Source organism: Saccharothrix mutabilis subsp. mutabilis (assembly GCF_039521145.1).
Lineage (GTDB): Bacteria > Actinomycetota > Actinomycetes > Mycobacteriales > Pseudonocardiaceae > Actinosynnema > Actinosynnema mutabilis.
The window spans coordinates 424,866-445,655 of the sequence record NZ_BAAABU010000005.1 but is presented as its reverse complement, the minus strand read 5'-3'; the positions used below and the strand labels follow the sequence as shown (position 1 = coordinate 445,655).

Sequence of the window (20,790 nt, the reverse complement as noted above, 5' to 3'; positions counted from 1 at the left end):
TCCGGCAGGCCGTGCGGAGGGAGACCGACGCCCTTCCCCTCCGGGGGCCTGCCGCGCGGCGAGCGCCGCTTTTCATCTTGAGAGCGCGCAGCGCGTCAAAAAGGCGAAGCCCAAAAGGACCCAGCCGACGCGGGCCGCGAAAAAGCACAGCGGAGCGTGCGCGCGCAACCTGCTGGTCCGGGAATTTCGTCACCCGGCATACTCACGTCCCGTGACCCTCCGGACTGCCCTGGCCGTGGTGGCTCTCCTGGTGCTCAGCGGATGCGGCCTGTTCTCCTCCAAACCCGGCCCCGACCAGGTCGCCGGGGACTTCCTGGCCAAGCTGGCCTCCGGTGACGTCGACGGCGCCGTGGCGCTGACCGACGACCCCGGCGGGGCGAAAGAGCTGCTGGAGAAGGTCCGCGGCGCGCTCAAGCCGGCCGCCGTGCGGGCCTCCGTCGAGCAGGTGCGCTCCGCGGGCGAGTCCTCGTCGGCCGACGCCACCGCGAAGCTGGAGTGGGAGCTGGAGCACGGCCGGGTGTGGTCGTACCAGACCAAGTTCGACCTGCGCCGCGAAGAGGACGCGTGGAAGGTGCACTGGGCGCCGACCGTGCTGCACCCGAAGCTGAGCGCGCAGCAATCCATCGGGGCGTCCGAGGTGAAGCCGGCGCTGGCCCCCGTCCTGGACCGCGAGGGCACGCCCCTGCTGTCACCTGAACAGGTGGTCTCGATCCTGTTGGACCCGGCGCAGGCCGGTGACGTGGGCGCGGTGGCCGGCGCGCTGGGCACGGCGCTGGGCCGGATCGACCCGAAGATCACGGCGGCGTCGATCACCGAGGGCGTGGGCAAGGTGCCCGCCGGGCAGGTGTACCAGGTGGCGGCGTTGCGCGACGCCGACTACCAGAGCGTGAAGCCGGAGATCTACGAGCTGCCCGGGGTGCGGTTCACCACCCAGACGAGCCTGCTCGCGCCGGCGCGGGACTTCGGGTCGCAGGTGCTGCCCGCGGTGCGCAAGGCCGTGGAGGAGGAGATCGCCGGGCGGGCCGGGTTGCGGATCTTCACCGTCAACGCGGCCGGCGCCGAGGTCGAGGACCTGCACGAGGTGGCGCCGGAGCCCGCCGAGGCGGTGTCCACCGGCATGAGCCGGGCCGTGCAGACCGCGGCCGAGGACGCGCTGGAGCCGATCGCCGAGCCCGCGATGCTGGTGGCGCTGTCCGCGTCGACCGGCGACATCCTGGCCGTGGCCCAGAACAAGCCCGCCGACGACCAGGGCGCCATCGCGCTGACCGGCCGGTTCCCGCCCGGGTCGACGTTCAAGATGATCACCGCGGCGGCGGCCGTGGAGGCGGGTGTGCCGGCGGACTCGCCGCAGCCGTGCCCGGGCAAGATGACCATCGACGGGCGGCGGATCGTGCCCAACGACAAGGAGTTCGACAAGGGGACGATCCCGCTGCACTCGGCGTTCGCGTTCTCGTGCAACACGACGTTCGCCAAGGTCGCCTCCGAGCTGCCGGCGGACGCGCTGACCAAGCAGGCGGAGAAGTTCGGCCTGGGCGTCGACTTCGAGATCCCGGCCATCACCACCATCACCGGCTCCGTGCCGCCCGCGACGGACGTCGTGGAACGCGCGGAGGACGGCTTCGGCCAGGGCAAGCTGCTGGCGAGCCCGTTCGGCATGGCCCTGGCGGCGGCCACGGCGGCCCACGGCTCGATGCCCACGCCGGTGCTGCTGAAGGGCCGCGAGACGAAGGCGAACCTGAAGCCGACCGCGCCGTCGCCCACGGTCCTGGAGCCGTTGCGGGCGATGATGCGCGAGGTGGTCGAGTCGGGCACGGCCCCGCAGTTGCGGCCGTACGGGGACGTGCGGGGCAAGACGGGGACAGCTCAGTTCGGTGACGGGACCAACTCGCACGGCTGGTTCATGGGGTACCGGGGCGACGTGGCCTTCGCGACGTTGCTGCTGGGCACGAACACCTCCGCGCCCGCCGTCGACGCCTCGGCCCGGTTCCTGAGCGCACTGGGCTGAACGGAGCAACATTGATGTGATACCATGTGATACATGGAGCGCATCGGGCTTCGCGAACTGAGGCACCACTCCACCGACTACGTGCGGCGGGCGGAGGCGGGCGAGCGGATCGCCGTGACCGACCACGGACGAGTCGTCGCGCAGATCGTCCCGCCGGACCCGGAGGCTTCCAGCCTCTGGGACGAACTGGTGGCCAATGGTGAGGTGCTGCGCGGCCGTGGTGGCCCGCTCCCCGAACCGCTACCCCCGACGACCGGCACGCCGTTGTCCGAGGTCTTGCGCCAACTGCGGGAAGACGAGCGCTGGTGATCTACTTCGACACCTCCGCACTGGTCAAGCTGGTGCAGACCGAGTCGGAGACGGCCGCGCTTCGCGAGTGGATCGACTCCCGGACCGGGGTGCGGCTGCTGACGAGCACCCTGGCCCGGGTCGAGCTGGTTCGAGCGGTGCGCGCTGAAGGCGACGCCGCCGTTCGGGTGGCGACCCGCTTGCTGGTGCAGCTCCACCAGATGCCGATGACCATGGATCTCCTCGACGCGGCCGGGGCGCTGCCAGTCCCGTTGCGGTCGCTCGACGCCATCCACCTGGCCTCGGCGCTGCGCCTGAGGGGCGAGCTGATCGCGTTCGTCGCCTACGACAAGCGGTTGCTGGCGGCGGCGGACGAGTTGGGGCTTCCGGTCGCCGCGCCAGGGGTCTCTTGACCGCATTGCGGGCATACGGCGCACAGAGCGTCACGGGCACGCCGTACTGTGGAGGGCATGTCCGTGCGTGCCCCTCTTGAGCCCGGTGTGCTCTCCCCGCGTCGTCCGGTGCCCGCTGAGATCGAGCGGCCCGAGTACGTGGATCGCAAGGAGCCCAAGCGCAACACCGACCCGTGGGTGCAGCCGCCCGAGGTGATCGAGGCGATGCGCGTCGCCGGGCGGTTGGCCGCGCAGGCGTTGCAGGAGGCCGGGAAGGTCATCGTGCCCGGTGTCACCACCGACGAGATCGACGCCGTCGTGCACGAGTTCCTCTGCGACAACGGCGCCTACCCCTCGACGCTGGGCTACCGCGGCTTCCCCAAGTCGTGCTGCACCTCGCTGAACGAGGTCATCTGCCACGGCATCCCCGACTCGACCGTCGTCCAGGACGGCGACATCGTCAACGTCGACGTCACCGCCTACATCGGCGGCGTGCACGGCGACACCAACGCCACCTTCCTCGCGGGCGAGGTCAGCGAAGAGGTCAAGCTGCTGGTCGAGCGCACCCACGAGGCCACCATGCGGGCGATCAAGGCGGTCAAGCCCGGTCGTCAGCTCAACGTCGTGGGCCGGGTCATCGAGTCCTACGCCAACCGGTTCGGCTACGGCGTCGTGCGCGACTTCACCGGGCACGGCATCGGCCGCACCTTCCACAGCGGCCTGGTCGTGCTGCACTACGACGCCCCGCACGTGCCCACGGTCATCGAGACGGGCATGACGTTCACCATCGAGCCCATGATCACGCTCGGCGGCATCGACCACGACATGTGGGCCGACGGCTGGACGGTCACCACCCGCGACAAGAGCTGGACCGCCCAGTTCGAGCACACGATCGTGGTCACCGAGGACGGGGCCGAGATCCTCACCGTCTGCTGAGGTCGGCCACCAGGCCGGCCACGGCGGCGGCGACCGGTTCGGGCGTGGACGCGGCGGCCAGGTGGTGCGCGTCCAGCGACCGCACCGGCCAGCCCAGCGCGCGGGCCCCGGCGGCGGCGTCCGCGTAGGCCTCGCTGAGCCGCAGGTAGCCGCACGGCCCGGTCCAGGACACCGTCGGGCGGGGCTCCTTGAGGAACGCCAGCGGCACCTCGGGGGCCTCGCCGACGATCTCCTCCAGCAACCGCACGTCCGGCACCATCGCCGAGAGCACCTCGGGCGCGAACCAGGTGTCCCACCGGGGCATCAGGCCGTCGCGCGAGATCGCCTTGAGGTGCGCCATGCGCTCGGCCGGGGCGTCGTCGCGCCAACTGCGGCCCGGGGTGGGCAGTTCGGCGTCCAGGAACACCAGGCCCGCCACCGGGGTCTCCAGGGCGTCGGCGAAGGCCGGGAGCAGCGGGCCGGCGCCGCTGTGCCCGACCAGCACCAGCTCGCCCTCCACCAGCGAGTCCTCCACGGCGTCGGCGAAGACCCCGATGATCCGCTGGTGCACGGGGGCCGCGTTCACGGTGACCCGCAGGTCCAGCAGGAGCGTCGGGTGGCCGTGCGCGGCCAGCGCGTCGGCCAGCGGGCGCAGGCTCGCCGGACCGAGGTAGGGGCTGTGCACCAGGACGGTGGTGGCGGGCACGTCGACCATGACGTGGATGATGTCAGCCGGGACCGACAACGGAGGGACTTCGAGGACTGTGGGCGGTGCGCTGCTGGTCGCGGGCACGACCTCGGACGCGGGCAAGAGCGTCCTGGCGGCCGGGTTGTGCCGCCGGCTGACCCGGCTGGGGGTGCGGACGGCGCCGTTCAAGGCGCAGAACATGTCCAACAACTCCGTGGTCACGGTCGAGGGCGGCGAGATCGGCCGGGCGCAGGCGCTCCAGGCGGCGGCGTGCGGGCTGGAGCCCAGCGTGCGGTTCAACCCCGTGCTGCTCAAGCCCGGCGGTGACCGGTCCTCGCAGGTGGTCGTGCTGGGCAAGGCGGTCGGCGAGGTGTCGGCCCTGTCCTACCGCGAGCGCAAGGCCGAGCTGATGACGACCGTTCTGTCCACTTTGGATGGTTTGCGGCGGGACTTCGACGCCGTGGTCTGCGAGGGCGCGGGCTCCCCGACCGAGATCAACCTGCGCGCCGACGACATCGCGAACATGGGCCTGGCGCGTGCCGCGGACCTGCCCGTCATCGTCGTCGGCGACATCGACCGCGGCGGGATCTTCGCGCACCTGTTCGGCACCCTCGCCCTGCTCGACCCCGCCGACCAGGCCCTGGTCTGCGGGTTCGTGGTGAACAAGTTCCGCGGCGACCCCGCCCTGCTCGAACCCGGCCTGCGCCAGCTCGACGCCCTCACCGGGCGGCCCGTGCTCGGCGTGCTGCCGTGGCGCGAGGAGCTGTGGTTGGACGCCGAGGACTCCCTGTCCTACACCGCCGACGGCGTGATCGGCCGCCCCGCGCCCCCGCACGGCGACCAGTGGCTGCGGGTGGCCGTGGTGCGGCTGCCGCGCATCTCCAACGCCACCGACGTGGAGGCGTTGGCGTGCGAACCCGGCGTGTCGGTGCGGTTCGTCACCGAGCCGTCCCGGCTGGCCGACGCGGACCTCGTCGTCGTGCCGGGTACCAAGGCCACGGTCAGCGACCTGGCCTGGCTGCGCGCCACCGGGCTCGCCGACGCGATCGCCCGCCACGACGGCCCGGTCCTGGGCGTCTGCGGCGGCTTCCAGATGCTCGGCCGCACCATCGAGGACGCCGTCGAGTCGCGCGCGGGCACCGTCGAGGGCCTGGGCCTGCTCGACGTGGACATCCGGTTCGAGCCGGAGAAGACCCTGCACCGCCCGCACGGCGAAGCGCTGGGCGAACCGGTCACCGGGTACGAGATCCACCACGGCCGCGTGGTCCGCTCGACCGGGCAGGGCCTGGTCACCCTGCCCGACGGCACGCCGGAGGGCGTCCTGGCCGGCCGGGTCGCCGGCACGCACTGGCACGGCCTGCTGGAGAACGACGGCTTCCGCCGCGCGTTCCTGCGGTGGGCGGCGGGTCACGCGGGCCGCGACGGGTTCACCCCCGCCCCGGACACGGACTTCGCCGGCCGCCGTGCGGCGCAACTGGACCTGCTGGGCGACCTGGTCGCCGACCACCTGGACACCGACGCGGTGCTCGCGCTGCTCGAACGCGGTGCTCCGGCCGGACTCCGAGTCGTCCCACCCGCGGGCGCCCCGCCGATCGCCTGAGCGGTGTCGGGGTCGTGCGCGACCACCAAGTCGCGCCGGGTGCCACCAACGGCGTGCTCTCGGGCGGTTGTCACCGGGGCGCGGCGGAGCGGGGCCTGATCGGCCACCAAGCCGGGGCTTCCACTCGCCGGGTCACCGGTGGTCCGCGCGGGCCGAGCCGCGGTGCGGAACCACTGCGAAGTCGTCAGGGGCCTTACTTGTCCAGCACCGATGTGCTGCCGAGGCCCGAGGAGGTCCCGCGTGCTTGACGCGCGTCGCATCGCATGGCAGGCATCCCCCTTCCCAGCGCGAGTGGCTGTAAAAGGAAAGTACCGGTGACGCCCTCCGGAATACGTGGCCCGATCGGGGGAAGAGTCGCTACTTCTCGTGACGGAGAACGGCCCAACCGCTGTCCGAGGGCGCTTCCGTCCACCCTTCCGGCCACTTCCGCCGCGCGTCGCCGAGTTTCGTGCTCGCTCCGTCAAGGGCGGCGGTCGTGTGGACGCCGAAGTCGGTCTCGCCCTCGAACCGCGCGCCGCGGAACACCGCCTCGGCGAAGGTGACCCGGCGGAAGTCCGCGAGCCCGCGGAACCGGGCCTCGCGGAAGTCGGCCGGGCCGGTGAACCGCGTGCCCCGGAACGTCGCCGGGCCCACGAACGTCGTCCCGGTGAACGACGCCGACCGGACCCGCGCGTGGGTCAGCGTCAGCTTCACGAGGGTGGCGTGGGACAGGTCGAGGTCGACGTCCGCCCAGAACGCCTCCGGCCGGTCCGGCCGCAGGTGGCCGACGAGCAGGCCGGTGGCGGTCTGGCGGACCTCCTGCTCCTGGAACTTGCCGGCGTCGCGCGGGCCGATGCGGTCGCGGGTGTCCGGCGGGAGGCTGAACGGCATCCGCAGGTAGGCGCACACCAGGTTGACGATGGTCTGCCGGTGCGCGGGGTTGCCCTGCGCGAGCCGTTCGAGGGCGTAGAGCCCGGCCAGCCGCACCGGGGCCTTGTCGCTGCCCAACTGGTCCGCGGCCTTGCCGTACAGCTCGGTGACGCGGCGCTCGGTGGCGTCGTGGTCCTTCTGCGCGAGGTCCAGCTCGGTGGACCGCTGGCGGCGGGCGGTCAGCAGCAGCGCCGCCGCGCCGCCCGCGCCGAGCACGATGCTGGACGCGGTGCGGATCACGTCCAGCCGCACGCCGTCGCGCGCGTCACCGGACCCCAGCGTCACCAGCAGGACCACCACGGCCGCCGCCGCCAGGACGACCAGCCCGACGCCCCAGGCGGTGATCGTCCTGGCCGACAGCACCCGGTGCTCCACGCACCCAGGTAATCGTCACCCGCTGCGAGCGTCAACCACCTCTCTGTGCACGATCGGGGGTGTCGCCGGTTTCGACCACCGGACGGTCGTGGCCGCCATGCCCGCGATCACCAGGGCGGCGGCCCCGATCCGCACCGGCGACACGGCCTCGTCCAGCAGCAGCCAGCCGGAGAACATGCCCGCCACCGGGACCAGCAGCGCGAACGGCACCACGGTCGAGGCGTCGTACTCGCGCAGCAGGAACCCCCACACGCCGAACCCGAACAGCGTCGAGACCCAGGCGATGAACAGCAACGCGCTCACGCCGGTCCAGCGCAGGTCGCTCAACGCGGCCCACCCGGCGGCCGGGCCCTCGAACACCAGCGACAGCCCGAGCAGCGGCAGGACGGCGACGGCGCTGACCCAGACGATGAAGCTCAACGCGTCCGGCGGCTTGGCGTGGCGGGTGGCGACGTTGGACAGCCCCCACGCCACCGCGCCCAGCACGACCAGCAGCAACGCGGACATCGGGCTGGTGACGCCGTAGTCCAGCGCGATGAGCATGATGCCGACGGCGGCCACGGCCATGCCGGCCAGCTGCACCGGGCGCGGCCGTTCGCGGAGCAGGACGGCGGCGAAGACCACCGTGAAGATGACCTGGCTCTGCAGGACCAGCGACGACAGCCCGGCCGGCATCCCGGCGCCCATGCCGATGAAGAGCAGCCCGAACTTGGCCACGCCGAGCAGGAACCCGACCGCGAGCACCCACTTCCACGCCACCCGCGGCCGGCCGACGAACCACAGCGCGGGCACGGCGGCGGCCAGGAAGCGCAGCGCGGAGAACAGCAGGGGCGGGAACTCGGCGAGACCGACCTTGATGACGACGAAGTTGACGCCCCAGATGCTCGTGACGAGGACCGCCAGGGCGACGTGGCGAGGTTTCACGCCGTCGAGTCTTCGCGGACCAACTGTTTAGCACCAGCGAATACTGCTTAGGTTTTCGGTTTAGTATCACTACATGCTCGATCTCGGGAGGTTGCGGGCGCTGCACGCCGTCGCCACGCACGGGTCGGTGGGCGCGGCGGCCACCGCGTTGGGCTACACGCCGTCGGCGGTGTCCCAGCAGATCGCCAAGCTGGAGCGCGAGACCCGCAGCACGCTGTTGGAGCGGCGTGGACGCGGGGTGGCGCTGACCGACGCAGGGTTCCTGCTGGCGACCACGGCCGCGCAGGTGCTGAAGCTGGTCGAGGAGGCCGAAGTCACGCTGGAGGAGCAGCGCGGGGCGGCGGTGGGGGAGCTGCGCATCGGCGCGTTCGCCACGGCCGCGCGCGGCTTGCTGCCGGCGGCGCTCGTGGCGCTCACGCGGGACCACCCGGCGCTGGACGTGCGGCTGGTGGAGGTGGACCCGCCGGAAGGGCTGGAGGCGGTGGCGCGGGGCGAGCTGGACATGGCCGTCACGCACGACTGGGTCAACACGCCGTTGGCCGTGCCGGACGGGGTGTCGCGGGTGCGGTTGGGCGAGGACGTCGCGGACGTGCTGTTGCCGGTGTCGCACCGGTTGGCGGCGCGCGAGGTCGTGGAGCCGGAGGACCTGGCGGGGGAGCGGTGGATCTGCCAGCCGGAGGGCACCATCTGCCACGACTGGCTGGTCAACACCTTCCGCGGCGCGGGCCTGGAACCCGACCTCGCCTACCGGATCGCCGAGTACGAGACCCAGTTGGCGTTGCTGGCCAAGGGGATCGGGGTCGCGTTGCTGCCCCGGCTCGGGCGCGGCGAACTGCCCGCCGTGGTCCGGGCGGTGCCGTTCACGCCGACGCCGACGCGCCGGGTGTTCGCGGTGTGGCGGACGCAGGCCACCCGGCGGCCCGCCGTGGCGGCCACGCTGGCGGCGCTGCACGGCTGTTGGGGTGAACGTTCGACCGCCTGAGTAACGATCGCGCAACCGCGGCCCGCGGCGCCGCGCGCGCCGACGACCCTGGTCGCGGGCACCCGGAAGCCACCACCCAGGGGACCTCCCAGGGATTCATCCGCCGCCGTGGGAGGTCCCCGCCCGGCTCTTTTCAGTCCTTGTGGCGTTCCAGCAGCTCCTCCAGGAACCCGCCCGCCTCCGCGGCGGCCCGCGCCGGGTCGCGGTCGCGGACCGCGTCCAGGAGGCCGGCGTGGGACACGTGGTCGTCCTCGTGGTCGGTCTCGACCGTCGCCGTGATGCTCGCCCGAACCGCCTCCGTCAAGCCCTGGTAGAGCTGGTACAGCAGGTTGTTGTGCGAGCACTGCACGAGCAGCAGGTGGAAGGCGGCGTCGCGCTCGACCAGGTGGTCCCAGTCCTTGGCGGCCAGGGCCGCGTCGCGTTCCGCCAGGAGCGCGGCCAGGCGGGTCAGCTCCTCGTCGGTGCGTTCGGTCGCGGCCAGTCGAGCCCCCTCGACCTCCAGCGTCCGGCGCACCTGGAGCACTTCGCGCAGCTCGCTGCCGCACAGCCGGCGCACCGCGCCGGACAGTTCGCTGGTGGCGCGCACGAACGTGCCGTCGCCCTGTCTGACCTCCAGCAGCCCCGCGTGGGACAGCGCACGCACCGCCTCCCGCACGGTGTTGCGGCCCACGCCGAGGGCGTTGACCAATTCGGGTTCCGGCGGGATCCGCCGGCCCACCGGCCATTCACCGCCGGCGATCGCGCCCCGCATCTGGTCGATCACCTGGTCGACGAGTCCGGCCCGTCGGGTAGTGGCCAACGGCACAGCGTCGTCCTTTCATCCGAACATCCCATGTCTGCGATAGTAATCCGGTGACGATCCAGCAGACCCAGCCAGACCGGACACCGTCGAAGGTTCACATTGCCACTGATGCCGGTGCCAATGCGACGATCGCGGTCCATCCTTCTGGCACGACTGCCGGGTCCGCGGCAACGAATCGCCAAGTTGCCCTGGTCGGCAGCACCCTGTTGGCGATCGGCGTAGCGCTGGCCGCCGCCAACCTGCGGCCGGCCGTCACGAGCCTCGCCTCCGTCCTCGGCGACGTGCGCGGCTCGCTCGGTGTCTCGACGGCGTGGACGTCCCTGCTCACGGCCGTGCCGACGCTGTGCTTCGGTTTCGCGGCCTTCCTGGCCCCCTGGTTGGGGCGTCGGCTGGGGATGGCGCGGGCGGTCGGCTTGTCGCTCCTGGTGCTGACCGCCGGCCTGGTGCTGCGGGTGGTCGACGGTCCGGCGGTGGTGCTGGGTGGCACGTTCATCGCGTGCGCCGGGATCGCCGTGTGCAACGTCCTGATCCCTGTGGTCGTCAAGGACTCGTTCCCGGGGCGGGTCGGTCTGATCACCGGTGTCTACACGGCGGCTCTCGCGGCCGGTGCCGCGCTGGGTGCGGCTTTCACGCCCGGTCTGGAGTCGTGGCTGGGTTCGTGGCGACTCGCGGTGGGGGCGTGGGCGTTCCTGTCGCTGGCGGCGTTGGTGGTGTGGCTGGCGGGTGCTCGGCACGGTGCGCCGGCGCGCACGACCGCGTCACGTGGTGCCGCTCCCAAGCGTTCGTTGGTGCGCAGCCCGTTGGCTTGGGTGATCACCGTGTTCTTCGGCTTGCAGTCGCTGCTGGCCTACACGGTCATGGGGTGGCTGCCGCAGATCCTCGGTGACGCGGGCGTGGACCGGACGACGGCCGGGTTGCTGCTGGCCATCACGATGGTGCTGGGCGTCCCGGTGAGCCTGATCGTCCCGCCGCTGGCGGCTCGGCGTCCCAGCCAGTCCGGCCTGGTGCTGGGCCTGGGCCTGTTGTCCATGGCCGGTGTCGCCGGGTTGGCGCTGGCTCCGGCGGCGGCTCCGGGCCTGTGGGTCGTGCTGGTGGGGCTGGGCATGGGCATGTTCCCGCTGGCCCTGGTGATGATCTCGCTGCGCACGTCCTCGACGGCGGACACTGCGCGGTTGTCGGCGATGGCGCAGTCGATCGGTTACCTGATCTCGGCGGCCGGGCCGTTCGCGTTCGGCGTGCTGCGGGGCGCGACGGGGACGTGGACCGTGTCGATGCTCCTGCTGGTGGGCCTTCTCGCGCTGCTGACCACCCTGGGCTGGATCGCCGGCCGCCCGCGCACGGTGTGACGCGGGCGGCCCGGCGGGTCAGTCCAGCGGCAGGTTGAGCAGGGCGTTCTCGACCACCTCGGGCATCGCCGGGTGGATCCAGTACTGGCCCCTCGCCATGGTGCGCGCGTCCAGGCCGAAGCTCATCGCCTGGATGATCGGCTGGATCACCGACGACGCCTGCGGCCCGATGATGTGCGCGCCCAGGATCCGCCCCGTCGACGGGTCGGCCAGGACCTTCGCGAAGCCCGTCGTGTCCTCCATCGCCCAGCCGTAGGCGATGGACGCGTACGCCTGCGACGCCGCCACGTACCGGACGCCCCGCGCGCCCGCCTGCTCCTCGGTCAAGCCGACCGACGCCACCTGCGGGGACGAGAAGACCGCCGCCGGGACGAAGCGGTGGTCCGAGGCGATCGGGGACCCGGGGTGGAGCAGGTTGTGCTGCACGACCCGCGCCTCGTGGTTGGCCACGTGCTTGAGCTGGTACTCCGAGCTGATGTCGCCCATCGCCCAGATGCCCTCGACGGAGGTCCGCTGGAACTCGTCCACCGCGATCCGGCCGTCCGGGTGCACCTCGACGCCCGTCGCGGCCAGGTCCAGCAGGTCCGAGTTCGGCCTGCGGCCCACCGCCACCAGCAGTTCGTCCGACTCCACGACCTCGGCGCCGGCCGGACCCTCCAGGTGGAGGCGGACCGTGCCGTCGGCGGCGCGTTCCGCCCGCACGGCCTTGCGGCTCAGGCGCACGTCCCACTTCTCCGCCGCCAGCGCCGTGAAGCGCTCGGCGACCTCGCGGTCCTCGTGGCGCAGGAGCAGGTCCGAGCGGGCGATCACGGTGACCTCGACGCCGAAGGACGAGAACACGTGCGCGAACTCCGCCGCCACGAAGCCCGAGCCCAGGATGGTCAGCCGCCGGGGCAGCTCCTCCAGGCGCATGACGGTGTCGCTGGTGTGGTAGCCGACCGACGCCAGGTCCGCGACCTCCGGCACCACCGGGCGCGAGCCGGCCGCGATCACGAAGCGGTCCGCCGTGATCACCTCGCCGGTGCCCGTGTCCAGGGTCTTCGGGCCGACGAACCGGGCTGTCCCCTCGTACACGGTGACGTTGGCGTTCTCCTCCGCCCGCCACCGCCTGCCGCCCTCGGAGATGGGGTCGATGCGGCCGAAGATCCGGTCCCGCACGTCGGCCCAGCGCACGCCCTCCAGCGCCAGGTCCACGCCCAGCCGGCCGCCGGCCCGGGGCGTGGCGGCGACGTCGGCGGTGTGCACGAACATCTTCGTGGGGATGCACCCGACGTTCAGGCACGTGCCGCCGAACACGCCCTTCTCGACGATCGCGATGTCCCAGTCCGCGAATCGCTCGTCCGCGATGGAGTTGCCGGAGCCGGTGCCGATGATGACCAGGTCGAAGTGCCTCACGTCGTGCTCCAACCCACGACGTGGGGCGCTCATTCCCGCACCTCAGGCCGCGTAGGTCGCGACCAGCACGGCCCGCGCCAGCGTGTGGAAGGCCAGGTTGAAGCTCACCACCGCGGGCGACGAGTCCGGCGTGACGTCCAGCTTCTCCACGTCCACCGCGTGCACCACGAAGTAGTACCGGTGCGCGCGGTCGCCGGGCGGCGGCGCGGCGCCGCCGAACGAGCGGGTGCCGTAGTCGTTGCGCACGTGGAAGGCGTCGCCGGGCAGGCCGTCGTCGGACCCGCCCGCGCCGGTCTCCAGGGACGTCGCCGACACCGGCAGGTTGACCGCCACCCAGTGCCAGAAGCCCGACGGCGTCGGCGCGTCCGGGTCGAAGCACGTGACCACGAAGCTCTTGGTCCCGGCGGGGAAGCCCGACCAGCTCAGCTGGGGCGAGGTGTCGCCCTCCGCGTGCACGTGCGCGTCGGGCAGCGTCCCGCCGTCGCGCACGTCGGTCGAGGTGACGTCGAACGACGCCACGGCCGGGAGCAGGGAGTAGGGGTCGGGAGCGACGGGGCGCTCAAGGCTCATCTGTGGTCCTCCACCCAAGCGGTTCTCGCTCGACCTTATCGGTCGGGTGAACATTGGTTGCGAATCCGTCACCGCGCAACCCGAGTGGCGCTCGGACCGTCTCCAATACCAGGGGCCGCCGCGCCGGCGGCGGATCTTCACCTGGGGGGACGTCCCGACAATGCGAAGAATCGGCGTGGCGGTCGCCGCTGCCCTGGCCGTGGTCACCGTCGCCTGCGCGCCCGAGCCCGTGGCCCGGCCCACGACCTCGGCGGCGACTGCCACCACGGCCACCGCCACCACGACCACCCCGCCCACGGCGGTGCCCGGTCCCGGCGGCACGACGGTGCCGGTGTTCCAGCACCCCTACGAGTACGGCACCCCGCAGGCCAAGGTCCCCGCGAGCCAGGACGGCCTGTTGCCGGTGGTCCGGCGCATCCAGACCGACAAGCCGTACGTGTTCATCACCATCGACGACGGCGCGGTCCGGCACCCGGCGGCGCTGGAGCTGATGAAGAAGTCGGGCACCCGGCCGTCGCTGTTCCTCAACACCAAGCACGTGGTGGAGCAGCCCGCGTTCTTCAAGGCGTTCCAGGACGACGCGAAGGCCGCCGTCCACTCGCACACCGCGAACCACCCGAACCTGATGGGCAAGGGCTACGCGTTCCAGAAGCAGGAGATCTGCGGCAACGCCGACTACCTCCAGCAGCAGACCGGGGTCCGGCCGACGCTGTTCCGCCCGCCGTTCGGCAACCACGACGCCACCACCCGCAAGGCGGCCACCGACTGCGGCTTCAAGGCGCTGGTCATGTGGACCGCGGCGGTCAACGACGGGGTCGTGCAGTTCCAGGCGGGCGCCAAGCTCGTCCCGGGCGACATCGTCCTCATGCACTTCCGGCACACGTTCGTCGAGGACTTCCTGGCGTTCCTGGAGCACTGCAAGGCACACGGCCTGACCCCGGTGCCCCTGGAGGACTTCCTGTCCACGACGCAACCCTGACGGCGCAACCGTGTGACCCGCGACACGTCCTAACGGGTGTCACCCGGCACCAGCCGGGCCCCGCCCCAGGAGGGCAGCCACATGACCAGCCGCCTCAGAAAGCTCGTCGTCCTCGCCCTGGCACTCGTCGCCGTCGGCGTCGCGGTGCCCGCCGCGGCGACCGCCGGCCCCACCACCCCGGAGCTGACCGGCATCCGGGTGGGCCGGCACGACGCGTTCGACCGGGTCGTGCTCGACCTGAACGGGCCGCGCCCGGAGTTCTTCATCCGGCGCGTCGACCAGCTCCACCACGACGGCAGCGGCGCGCCGGTGTCGTTGCCGGGCAGCACCTTCCTGGAGGTGCGGTCCTTCCCCGCCGCCGCGCACGACGACAGCGGCAACCCCACCTACACCGGTCCCCGGCAGTTCACCACGCCGTCCCTGGTCAACGTCCAGGCCGTGGCGATCACCGGCGACTTCGAGGCCAACCTGACCGTCGGGCTCGGGATGCGCCGCGAGTCGTGGCACCGGGTGTTCCTGCTGAGCGGCCCGACCCGCGTGGTCATCGACGTCGGTCACTGACGTCCTGCGAGGGCAAGGGGGTCCCGTCCGTCCGGGACCCCCTTGCCGACAGGTGAAGTCCGGGTGAACGTCCCGCCATCGAGACCGGGCCCGGGTGAGCCGGCGACGCAGAATTCGGTGTGCAGATCCTGCGGTCCGCGCTGGACTTCCTCGGCGGCCCCGGCCCGGTGGCGCTGGCCATCGGCCTGCTCTTCGCGACGCCGCTCATCGACCGGTTGTTCGTGCGCCGCAAGCGACTGGGCTTCCGCGTGCTCTACAACTCCAAGATCGGCCTGGGTCCCGACCAGCTGCACGACGGCACCGACTCCCAGGCGCCCCAACTGCGCGAGCTGGTGCACCAGTTGGAGCGGATGAGCATCGTGGTGGTCCGCGTCCGCAACAGCGGCAACTACGACATCGACCCCGACGACTTCGACAAGCCGCTGACCTTCACCTTCGGCGACCGGGTCGTGTGGAACGCGCGAGTGTCCGAGGCCGGGTCGGAGGAACTGCGCGAGGAGGTGCGCCGCAGCCTCCAGTTCTTCGGCCGCGACGAGCTGCGCGTCCCCCTGCCGACCGTGCGCGACCGGGTGGCCCAGAGCCTGACCCGCTTGTTCCGCAACGGCGGCGACCGGCCGCGCGCGGTCGTGGAACCGGTGTGGCACGGCGTCCGCCTGGAGTCGTTGACGCTGCGCCGCAAGCAGAAGTTCAAGCTGCTGGTCGTCCTGCGCGAGCCCGACACCAACCCCGCGGGCGAGATCGGCAAGGAGGTCAAGATCACCGGCAGCCTCGGCGGGGCCGGGGTCCTGCACGACGAGAAGCAGGAGCGCTTCCTCACCCTGCCCCGCCTGACCGGCGGCCTGGCCGCGGTCCTGGCGGGGGTGCTCGTGGTGACCCTGGCGTGGGCGCCGCCGTCGTCCGACGCGTCGGTGGCCTGCGGGAGCGGGCCGTTGCGCGTCGAGGGGTCGAGCGTGTTCATGCCGACCATGGCGAAGATCGCCGAGCAGTACCGGAAAGCGTGCCCGGACGCGGACGTGGTGACCGACCCGAACGGCAGCATCGCCGGCGTCCGCTCGGTGGCGTCGGGAACCGCGGCGATCGCCCTGTCCGACGGCAAGCAGGACGTGCCGGACGTGGTGGCCCAACAGGCGGCGATCGTGGTGTACCACGTGGTCGTGCACAGCTCGGTGGGTCTGGACACGATCAGCCTGGACCAGCTGAAGGGCATCTACTCCGGCGCGTACACCGATTGGAGCCAGTTGCGCGGCGGGGACCCGTTGCCCGTCCGGATAGTCGGCCGCGGCGGCGAGTCGGGCACCCGGGAGCTGTTCGAACAACGCGTCCTGGGCACCGGCGAGGGCGCGCTGACCTCGGACGACTGCCGGACCAGGGACCGGGCCCCGCAGGCGCCGGTGATCAGGTGCGAGCGCGACAAGAACGCCGACGTGGTGCGGGAGATCGGGGCGGTCGAGGGCGCGATCGGGTACGCGGACGCGCCTTCGGTGGCGGAGGCCCGCAAGACCGACCGGATGACCGCGCTGTCGTTGGACGGCAAGGTGTTCGACGCCTCGGTGGGCGTGGAGGCGGGCTACCCGTTCTGGACGGTGGAGTACCTCTACACCAAGGGGACGCCGGACGGGGGCGCGTTGCCGGGCCGGTTCATCCGGTACGTGCTGGAACACGACGAAGCCCGCGTCCGGATGAAGGACGCGGGCTACCTGCCGTGCCGGACCCCCGAAGGGACCCCGCTCGAACTGTGCAACCTCCGCTAGGACCGGGTCAGGCGGCGACCGCCGTGGCCGCCTCCCGTTCCAGCGCCAGGTCCAGCACCTCCCGGACGTCGGCCACCAGGTGCACGGTCAGCGCTTCCCGCACCGACTCCGGCACGTCGTCCAGGTCCGGCTCGTTGCGCTGGGGCAGCAGCACCGTCGTGATCCCGGCCCGGTGCGCGGCGAGCAGCTTCTGCTTCACCCCGCCGATCGGCAGCACCCGGCCCGTCAACGACACCTCGCCGGTCATCGCCACGTCCGAGCGCACCGGCCGGCCCGACAGCAGCGACGCCAGGGCCGTGGTCATCGTCACGCCCGCCGACGGCCCGTCCTTGGGCACCGCGCCCGCCGGGACGTGGATGTGCACGCCGCGCTCGGCCAGCGCCGCCGCCCGCTCGTCGTGGGACTTCAGGTACGACAGGGCGATCTGCGCGGACTCCTTCATCACGTCGCCGAGCTGGCCGGTCAGCGTGACGCCGGGCGAGCCGGTGCCCTCCGACGCCAGCGACGCCTCCACGAACAGGACGTCCCCGCCCGCGCCGGTCACCGCCAGGCCGGTCGCGACGCCCGGGACCGCCGTGCGCTCCGCCGACTCCGGCGTGAACTTCGGCGAACCCAGGTAGCCCCTGAGGTCCGGGACGTCCACCGCGACCGGCAGGGACGCCTCGTCCAGGGCCACGCGGGCGGTGACCTTGCGCAGCACCCGCGCCAGCGAGCGCTCCAACTGGCGGACGCCCGCCTCGCGGGTGTACTCGCCGGCCAGCTTGCGCAACGCGTCCTCGGAGACCGTGACGTCCTCGGGCGTCAGGCCGGCCCGCTCGACCTGCCTCGGGAGCAGGTGGTCACGGGCGATGGTGACCTTCTCGTCCTCGGTGTACCCGTCGAGCTGCACCAGCTCCATGCGGTCCAGCAGCGGGCCGGGGATGGACTCCAGGACGTTGGCCGTGGCCAGGAACACCACGTCCGACAGGTCCAGCTCGACCTCCAGGTAGTGGTCTCGGAAGGTGTGGTTCTGGGCCGGGTCCAGCACCTCCAGCAGCGCCGCGGTCGGGTCGCCGCGGTAGTCCGCGCCGACCTTGTCGATCTCGTCGAGCAGGACGACCGGGTTCATCGAGCCCGCCTCGGAGATGGCCCGCACGATCCGGCCGGGCAGCGCGCCGACGTACGTGCGGCGGTGGCCGCGGATCTCGGCCTCGTCGCGCACGCCGCCCAGCGCCACGCGGACGAACTCGCGGCCCATCGCCCTGGCCACGGACTCGCCCAGCGACGTCTTGCCGACACCGGGCGGGCCGACCAGGGCGAGCACCGCGCCGCTGCGCCGACCGCCGACGACACCCAGGCCGCGGTCGGCCCGGCGCCGCCGCACCGCCAGGTACTCGGTGATGCGCTCCTTCACGTCGTCCAGGCCCGCGTGGTCGGCGTCGAGCACCGCGCGTGCGCCGGCGATGTCGTAGGTCTCCTCGGTGCGCTCGTTCCACGGCAGGTCGAGGACGGTGTCCAGCCAGGTGCGGATCCACCCGGTCTCGGGGGACTGGTCGGACGTGCGCTCCAACTTGTCCACTTCGGACAACGCGGCCTTGCGCACGTGCTCGGGCAGGTCCGCGCTCTCGACGCGGGCCCGGTAGTCCTGCTCCTCGGTGGCGGGCTTGCCGTCCAGCTCGGCCAGCTCCTTGCGGATGGCGGCGAGCTGTTGGCGCAGGAGGAACTCGCGCTGCTGGCGTTCGACGCCCTCCTTGACGTCCTTGCGGATCGTCTCGGCGACGTCCAGCTCGGTCAGGTGCTCGCGGCCCCATTCGAGCAGCTTCTCCAGCCGCTGCGCGACGTCGCTGGTCTCCAGGAGCCAGATCTTCTGCTCGTCGGTCAGGTAGGAGGCGTAGCCCGCGAGGTCGGCCAGCGCGGACGGCTCGTCCACCTGCTGCACCGAGTCCACGACCTGCCACGCGCCGCGCTGCTGGAGGATGGTGGTGACCAGCGCGCGGTACTCGCGGGCCAGCTCGCGGGTGCGGTCGTCCACGGGCGGCTCGTCGGCCACCGTCGCCTCGACCCACAGCGCCGCGCCCGGCCCGGTGGTGCCGGTCCCGATCCGCACCCGCTCCGTGCCGCGCACGACGGCCGCGCGCTCGCCGCCGGAGAGCCGCCCGACCTGCTCCACGACCGCCAGCGTGCCGACCTTCGCGTACTTGCCGTCCAACCGGGGCACCAGCAACACCCGGGTCTCGCCGCCCGCCGCGGAGGCGGCCTCGACGGCGGCGCGCGCCTCGGCGGCGGCGTCCGAGCCGGTGAGCCGGATCGGGACGACCATGCCGGGGAGCACGACCACGTCGTCCAGCGGCAGCACCGGAAGCGCCAACGTCTCACCCATGTTCGATCCTCCAAAGTTGAGTCTGTACGGCTCAACCAACGTGAGCGGAGGATTGTTTCCCCCAAGCGTTCGCTGTCAGCGATGCCGGTGGAGGCCTCGGAAGCCCGCTTTACGGTCAACGGTTCTCGCGCGGAATCCATGTCGGCCACAAGGAATACTTCGGCTGTAGTACTTTGTCCGGAGTGGTTCTTGGGCGAGTGGAGTGGTGGCTGTGGTGCGGCGCAATCCCGAGCGGAGGGCGGCGTTGCTCGACGCCGCGATCGAGGTGTTGGCGAGGGAAGGCGCGCGTGGCCTGACCTTCCGCGCCGTCGACCAGCAGGCCGAGGTGCCCGCGGGCACCGCCTCGAACTACTTCGCCAACCGCGACGACATGCTCAAGCAGGCCGGCGAGCGCGTGTACGAGCGGCTGGTGGACGAGGACGTCATCGCCGGTGGGTTGACCGGGGCCCGTGACCGCGACCGCGTCACCGAGCTGATGCACGAACTCGTGGACCGCGTGGCCGCGTTCCCGACCGGGTTCCTGGCCCTGCTCGAACTGCGCCTGGAGGCCACCCGCCGCCCGGAGCTGCGCGAGGTCCTGACCCGCCGCATCCGCCAGGACGTGGAGTTCAACGTCGAGTACCACGAGAAGTCCGGCCTGCCCGGCGACGGCACCATGGTCGTCCTGCTCTGGCTGGCGCTCAACTGGCTGATCATGGAACGCCTGACCCTGCCCGACCTGCTCACCGAAGACCAACGCCGAGACCTGGTCACCGCCCTGGTGGACCGCCTCCTGCTCGGCCAACCAGGTGAACCGACCACCCCGTTCCGGGCCGGCCCGTAATCCTTCCGGGTGAACGACTCGTATCGACGCCCGCCCCGGCGGCTCCTCCTCGCGAACCGCGGCCCACCGGCCGCGCGAACCCGATCAGAGGAGTCGAAGTGCGAATCCCGTTCATCCGCACCACCCTGGCCGCCGCGGCCGTCCTCGCCGCGGTGGTCACCCCGGCCCAGGGCGCCACCGGCAAGACCGAGCAGACCCTGCCCCACGACAGCGCCTACTACGAGCGCGCCCTGGCGGAAGAAGCCGCGAACGCGCCCGTGCTCGAAGAGCGCCCGGAGGTCGCCGCGGCCAACGAGGCCGTCCGGGCGCGCGTCCACGAGCAGCTCGCCGCGGGTTCCCGGCACAGCTTCACGACCTTCACCGACCCGACCATCGGCAAGGCCGTGCTCCTCACGGACGCGCCGCGCGAGGTGGTCGCGACGCTCGTCGGCGAGCACGCCGACCACGTGACCGTCATCGCGGACCCCGTGCTGAACACCGCCAGCCGCAAGTACGACTCCGCGCCCTTCTACGGCGGCGCCGGCATCCAGTACTACAACGACCCGCCCTGCACCACGGGGTACGCGGTGAAGACCGCGTTGGCCAAGAAGTTCCTGGTGACCGCGGGCCACTGCTACGACAACGGGCAGAGCGTGTGGGTCGAGAACAGCCCCAACAACACGCAGAACACCCCCGAGCACCTGGGCAGCGTGAGCCTCGACGGCTACCCGGCCCACGACATGGCCCTCATCGGCGGCAAGACCTACTCCGGCAACATCTACGTCGGCGGGACGAACAGCACCACCTCGGTGCCGGTGGCGACGGCCTCGAACCCGATCAAGGGCGTCTACACCTACTGCCACAGCGGCCGGAGCACCGGCGAGCAGTGCGGCCACGGCGTGGTCAGCCTGGACGCCGAGGTGTGCAACTACGGCGAGACCTGCCGGAAGCCGGTCGCGGCCTTCAAGGGCGGCGTCCTCAACACCGGCGGCGACTCCGGCGCCCCGTTCTACACGAAGTTCCAGGACTCCAGCGTCGCCATCCGCGGTCACGTGATCGCCGCGAACAGCACGTACGGCTTCGCCGAGACGTGGGGACGGGTGCAGGCCAAGTACAACGTCTCCATCGTCACGCCCGGCGCGTAGCC

19 protein-coding genes are annotated in these 20,790 nt (G+C 72.0%); 12 read left to right on the top strand and 7 right to left on the bottom strand.

Annotated features, from left to right (window positions below):
• Positions 1 to 211 precede the first annotated feature (211 nt).
• Genes ABD126_RS16115 through map form a run of 4 tightly spaced genes read left to right on the top strand, consistent with a single transcriptional unit; the run spans position 212 to position 3,621 of the window.
• The gene (locus tag ABD126_RS16115) at positions 212 to 2,005 is read left to right on the top strand and encodes a penicillin-binding transpeptidase domain-containing protein (RefSeq protein ID WP_343934629.1); all 1,794 of its coding nucleotides are present in this window, start codon (positions 212 to 214) and stop codon (positions 2,003 to 2,005) included.
• Between the two features lie 33 nt (positions 2,006 to 2,038).
• The gene (locus tag ABD126_RS16110; RefSeq protein ID WP_343934628.1) at positions 2,039 to 2,314 is read left to right on the top strand and encodes a type II toxin-antitoxin system Phd/YefM family antitoxin; all 276 of its coding nucleotides are present in this window, start codon (positions 2,039 to 2,041) and stop codon (positions 2,312 to 2,314) included.
• On the top strand, positions 2,311 to 2,706 hold the full coding sequence (locus tag ABD126_RS16105) for a type II toxin-antitoxin system VapC family toxin (protein WP_343934627.1): 396 nt from the start codon (positions 2,311 to 2,313) through the stop codon (positions 2,704 to 2,706). Before ABD126_RS16110 ends, ABD126_RS16105 begins: the two co-directional genes overlap by 4 nt.
• A 57-nt stretch (positions 2,707 to 2,763) precedes the next feature.
• Complete coding sequence (map, locus tag ABD126_RS16100; RefSeq protein WP_343934626.1) at positions 2,764 to 3,621, top strand: type I methionyl aminopeptidase; 858 nt, start codon at positions 2,764 to 2,766, stop codon at positions 3,619 to 3,621.
• Here map and ABD126_RS16095 read toward each other — a convergent pair.
• Positions 3,608 to 4,315: an alpha/beta fold hydrolase gene (locus ABD126_RS16095; RefSeq protein ID WP_343934625.1), complete on the bottom strand. Its 708-nt coding sequence runs from the start codon at positions 4,313 to 4,315 to the stop codon at positions 3,608 to 3,610. The two genes, map and ABD126_RS16095, sit on opposite strands and share 14 nt — an antisense overlap.
• Before the next feature lie 7 nt (positions 4,316 to 4,322).
• Here ABD126_RS16095 and ABD126_RS16090 point away from each other — a divergent pair, with 7 nt between their 5' ends.
• Entirely contained in the window at positions 4,323 to 5,888 is a 1,566-nt protein-coding gene (locus ABD126_RS16090; RefSeq protein ID WP_343934624.1) for a cobyric acid synthase, read from the top strand.
• 357 nt (positions 5,889 to 6,245) lie between these two features.
• Here ABD126_RS16090 and ABD126_RS16085 read toward each other — a convergent pair whose 3' ends face one another.
• Positions 6,246 to 7,172 (bottom strand): pentapeptide repeat-containing protein, encoded by a 927-nt coding sequence (locus tag ABD126_RS16085; RefSeq protein ID WP_343934623.1) that lies wholly within the window; start codon positions 7,170 to 7,172, stop codon positions 6,246 to 6,248.
• Between the two features lie 15 nt (positions 7,173 to 7,187).
• The gene (locus ABD126_RS16080) at positions 7,188 to 8,096 is read right to left on the bottom strand and encodes an EamA family transporter (protein WP_343934622.1); all 909 of its coding nucleotides are present in this window, start codon (positions 8,094 to 8,096) and stop codon (positions 7,188 to 7,190) included.
• 73 nt (positions 8,097 to 8,169) lie between these two features.
• Here ABD126_RS16080 and ABD126_RS16075 point away from each other — a divergent pair, with 73 nt between their 5' ends.
• Positions 8,170 to 9,078 (top strand): LysR family transcriptional regulator, encoded by a 909-nt coding sequence (locus tag ABD126_RS16075; RefSeq protein WP_343934621.1) that lies wholly within the window; start codon positions 8,170 to 8,172, stop codon positions 9,076 to 9,078.
• 133 nt (positions 9,079 to 9,211) lie between these two features.
• Here ABD126_RS16075 and ABD126_RS16070 read toward each other — a convergent pair whose 3' ends face one another.
• Positions 9,212 to 9,883 (bottom strand): FadR/GntR family transcriptional regulator, encoded by a 672-nt coding sequence (locus ABD126_RS16070; protein ID WP_343934620.1) that lies wholly within the window; start codon positions 9,881 to 9,883, stop codon positions 9,212 to 9,214.
• A 125-nt stretch (positions 9,884 to 10,008) separates the two neighbouring features.
• On the opposite strand from ABD126_RS16070, the gene ABD126_RS16065 reads away from it, so the two are divergent.
• On the top strand, positions 10,009 to 11,226 hold the full coding sequence (locus ABD126_RS16065; protein ID WP_425542829.1) for an MFS transporter: 1,218 nt from the start codon (positions 10,009 to 10,011) through the stop codon (positions 11,224 to 11,226).
• Positions 11,227 to 11,244: 18 nt separating this feature from the next.
• Here the strand turns inward: ABD126_RS16065 and ABD126_RS16060 are convergent, their stop codons facing one another.
• A complete protein-coding gene (locus ABD126_RS16060; RefSeq protein ID WP_343934618.1) occupies positions 11,245 to 12,621 on the bottom strand; it encodes a mycothione reductase in 1,377 nt (458 codons plus the stop codon).
• 42 nt (positions 12,622 to 12,663) lie between these two features.
• On the bottom strand, positions 12,664 to 13,191 hold the full coding sequence (locus tag ABD126_RS16055) for a YbhB/YbcL family Raf kinase inhibitor-like protein (RefSeq protein WP_343934617.1): 528 nt from the start codon (positions 13,189 to 13,191) through the stop codon (positions 12,664 to 12,666).
• Between the two features lie 175 nt (positions 13,192 to 13,366).
• Between ABD126_RS16055 and ABD126_RS16050 the strand changes: the two genes are divergently transcribed.
• The 3 genes from ABD126_RS16050 to ABD126_RS16040 all read left to right on the top strand — a co-directional run bounded on the left by ABD126_RS16050 (position 13,367) and on the right by ABD126_RS16040 (position 16,482).
• Complete coding sequence (locus ABD126_RS16050) at positions 13,367 to 14,170, top strand: polysaccharide deacetylase family protein (protein WP_343934616.1); 804 nt, start codon at positions 13,367 to 13,369, stop codon at positions 14,168 to 14,170.
• A gap of 81 nt (positions 14,171 to 14,251) precedes the next feature.
• A complete protein-coding gene (locus ABD126_RS16045) occupies positions 14,252 to 14,731 on the top strand; it encodes an AMIN-like domain-containing (lipo)protein (RefSeq protein ID WP_343934614.1) in 480 nt (159 codons plus the stop codon).
• A 119-nt stretch (positions 14,732 to 14,850) separates the two neighbouring features.
• Positions 14,851 to 16,482 carry a PstS family phosphate ABC transporter substrate-binding protein gene (locus tag ABD126_RS16040; RefSeq protein ID WP_343934613.1) on the top strand — a complete coding sequence of 544 codons (1,632 nt, stop codon included), beginning with the start codon at positions 14,851 to 14,853 and terminating at the stop codon, positions 16,480 to 16,482.
• Positions 16,483 to 16,489: 7 nt separating this feature from the next.
• Here the strand turns inward: ABD126_RS16040 and lon are convergent, their stop codons facing one another.
• Complete coding sequence (lon, locus tag ABD126_RS16035; RefSeq protein ID WP_343934612.1) at positions 16,490 to 18,841, bottom strand: endopeptidase La; 2,352 nt, start codon at positions 18,839 to 18,841, stop codon at positions 16,490 to 16,492.
• Positions 18,842 to 19,052: 211 nt separating this feature from the next.
• Between lon and ABD126_RS16030 the strand changes: the two genes are divergently transcribed.
• Both ABD126_RS16030 and ABD126_RS16025 read left to right on the top strand, forming a co-directional pair.
• Entirely contained in the window at positions 19,053 to 19,664 is a 612-nt protein-coding gene (locus tag ABD126_RS16030; RefSeq protein WP_343934650.1) for a TetR/AcrR family transcriptional regulator, read from the top strand.
• 98 nt (positions 19,665 to 19,762) lie between these two features.
• Positions 19,763 to 20,788: a S1 family peptidase gene (locus tag ABD126_RS16025; protein WP_343934611.1), complete on the top strand. Its 1,026-nt coding sequence runs from the start codon at positions 19,763 to 19,765 to the stop codon at positions 20,786 to 20,788.
• Positions 20,789 to 20,790 lie beyond the last annotated feature (2 nt).

Bases quoted from the DNA above. Each gene is read 5' to 3' on its own strand.
- ABD126_RS16110 (WP_343934628.1), top strand. From the start codon at position 2,039: ATGGAGCGCATCGGGCTTCGCGAACTGAGGCACCACTCCACCGACTAC.
- map (WP_343934626.1), top strand. From the start codon at position 2,764: ATGTCCGTGCGTGCCCCTCTTGAGCCCGGTGTGCTCTCCCCGCGTCGT.
- ABD126_RS16095 (WP_343934625.1), bottom strand. From the start codon at position 4,315: ATGGTCGACGTGCCCGCCACCACCGTCCTGGTGCACAGCCCCTACCTC.
- ABD126_RS16090 (WP_343934624.1), top strand. From the start codon at position 4,323: ATGATGTCAGCCGGGACCGACAACGGAGGGACTTCGAGGACTGTGGGC.
- ABD126_RS16075 (WP_343934621.1), top strand. From the start codon at position 8,170: ATGCTCGATCTCGGGAGGTTGCGGGCGCTGCACGCCGTCGCCACGCAC.
- ABD126_RS16055 (WP_343934617.1), bottom strand. From the start codon at position 13,191: ATGAGCCTTGAGCGCCCCGTCGCTCCCGACCCCTACTCCCTGCTCCCG.
- ABD126_RS16045 (WP_343934614.1), top strand. From the start codon at position 14,252: ATGACCAGCCGCCTCAGAAAGCTCGTCGTCCTCGCCCTGGCACTCGTC.
- lon (WP_343934612.1), bottom strand. From the start codon at position 18,841: ATGGGTGAGACGTTGGCGCTTCCGGTGCTGCCGCTGGACGACGTGGTC.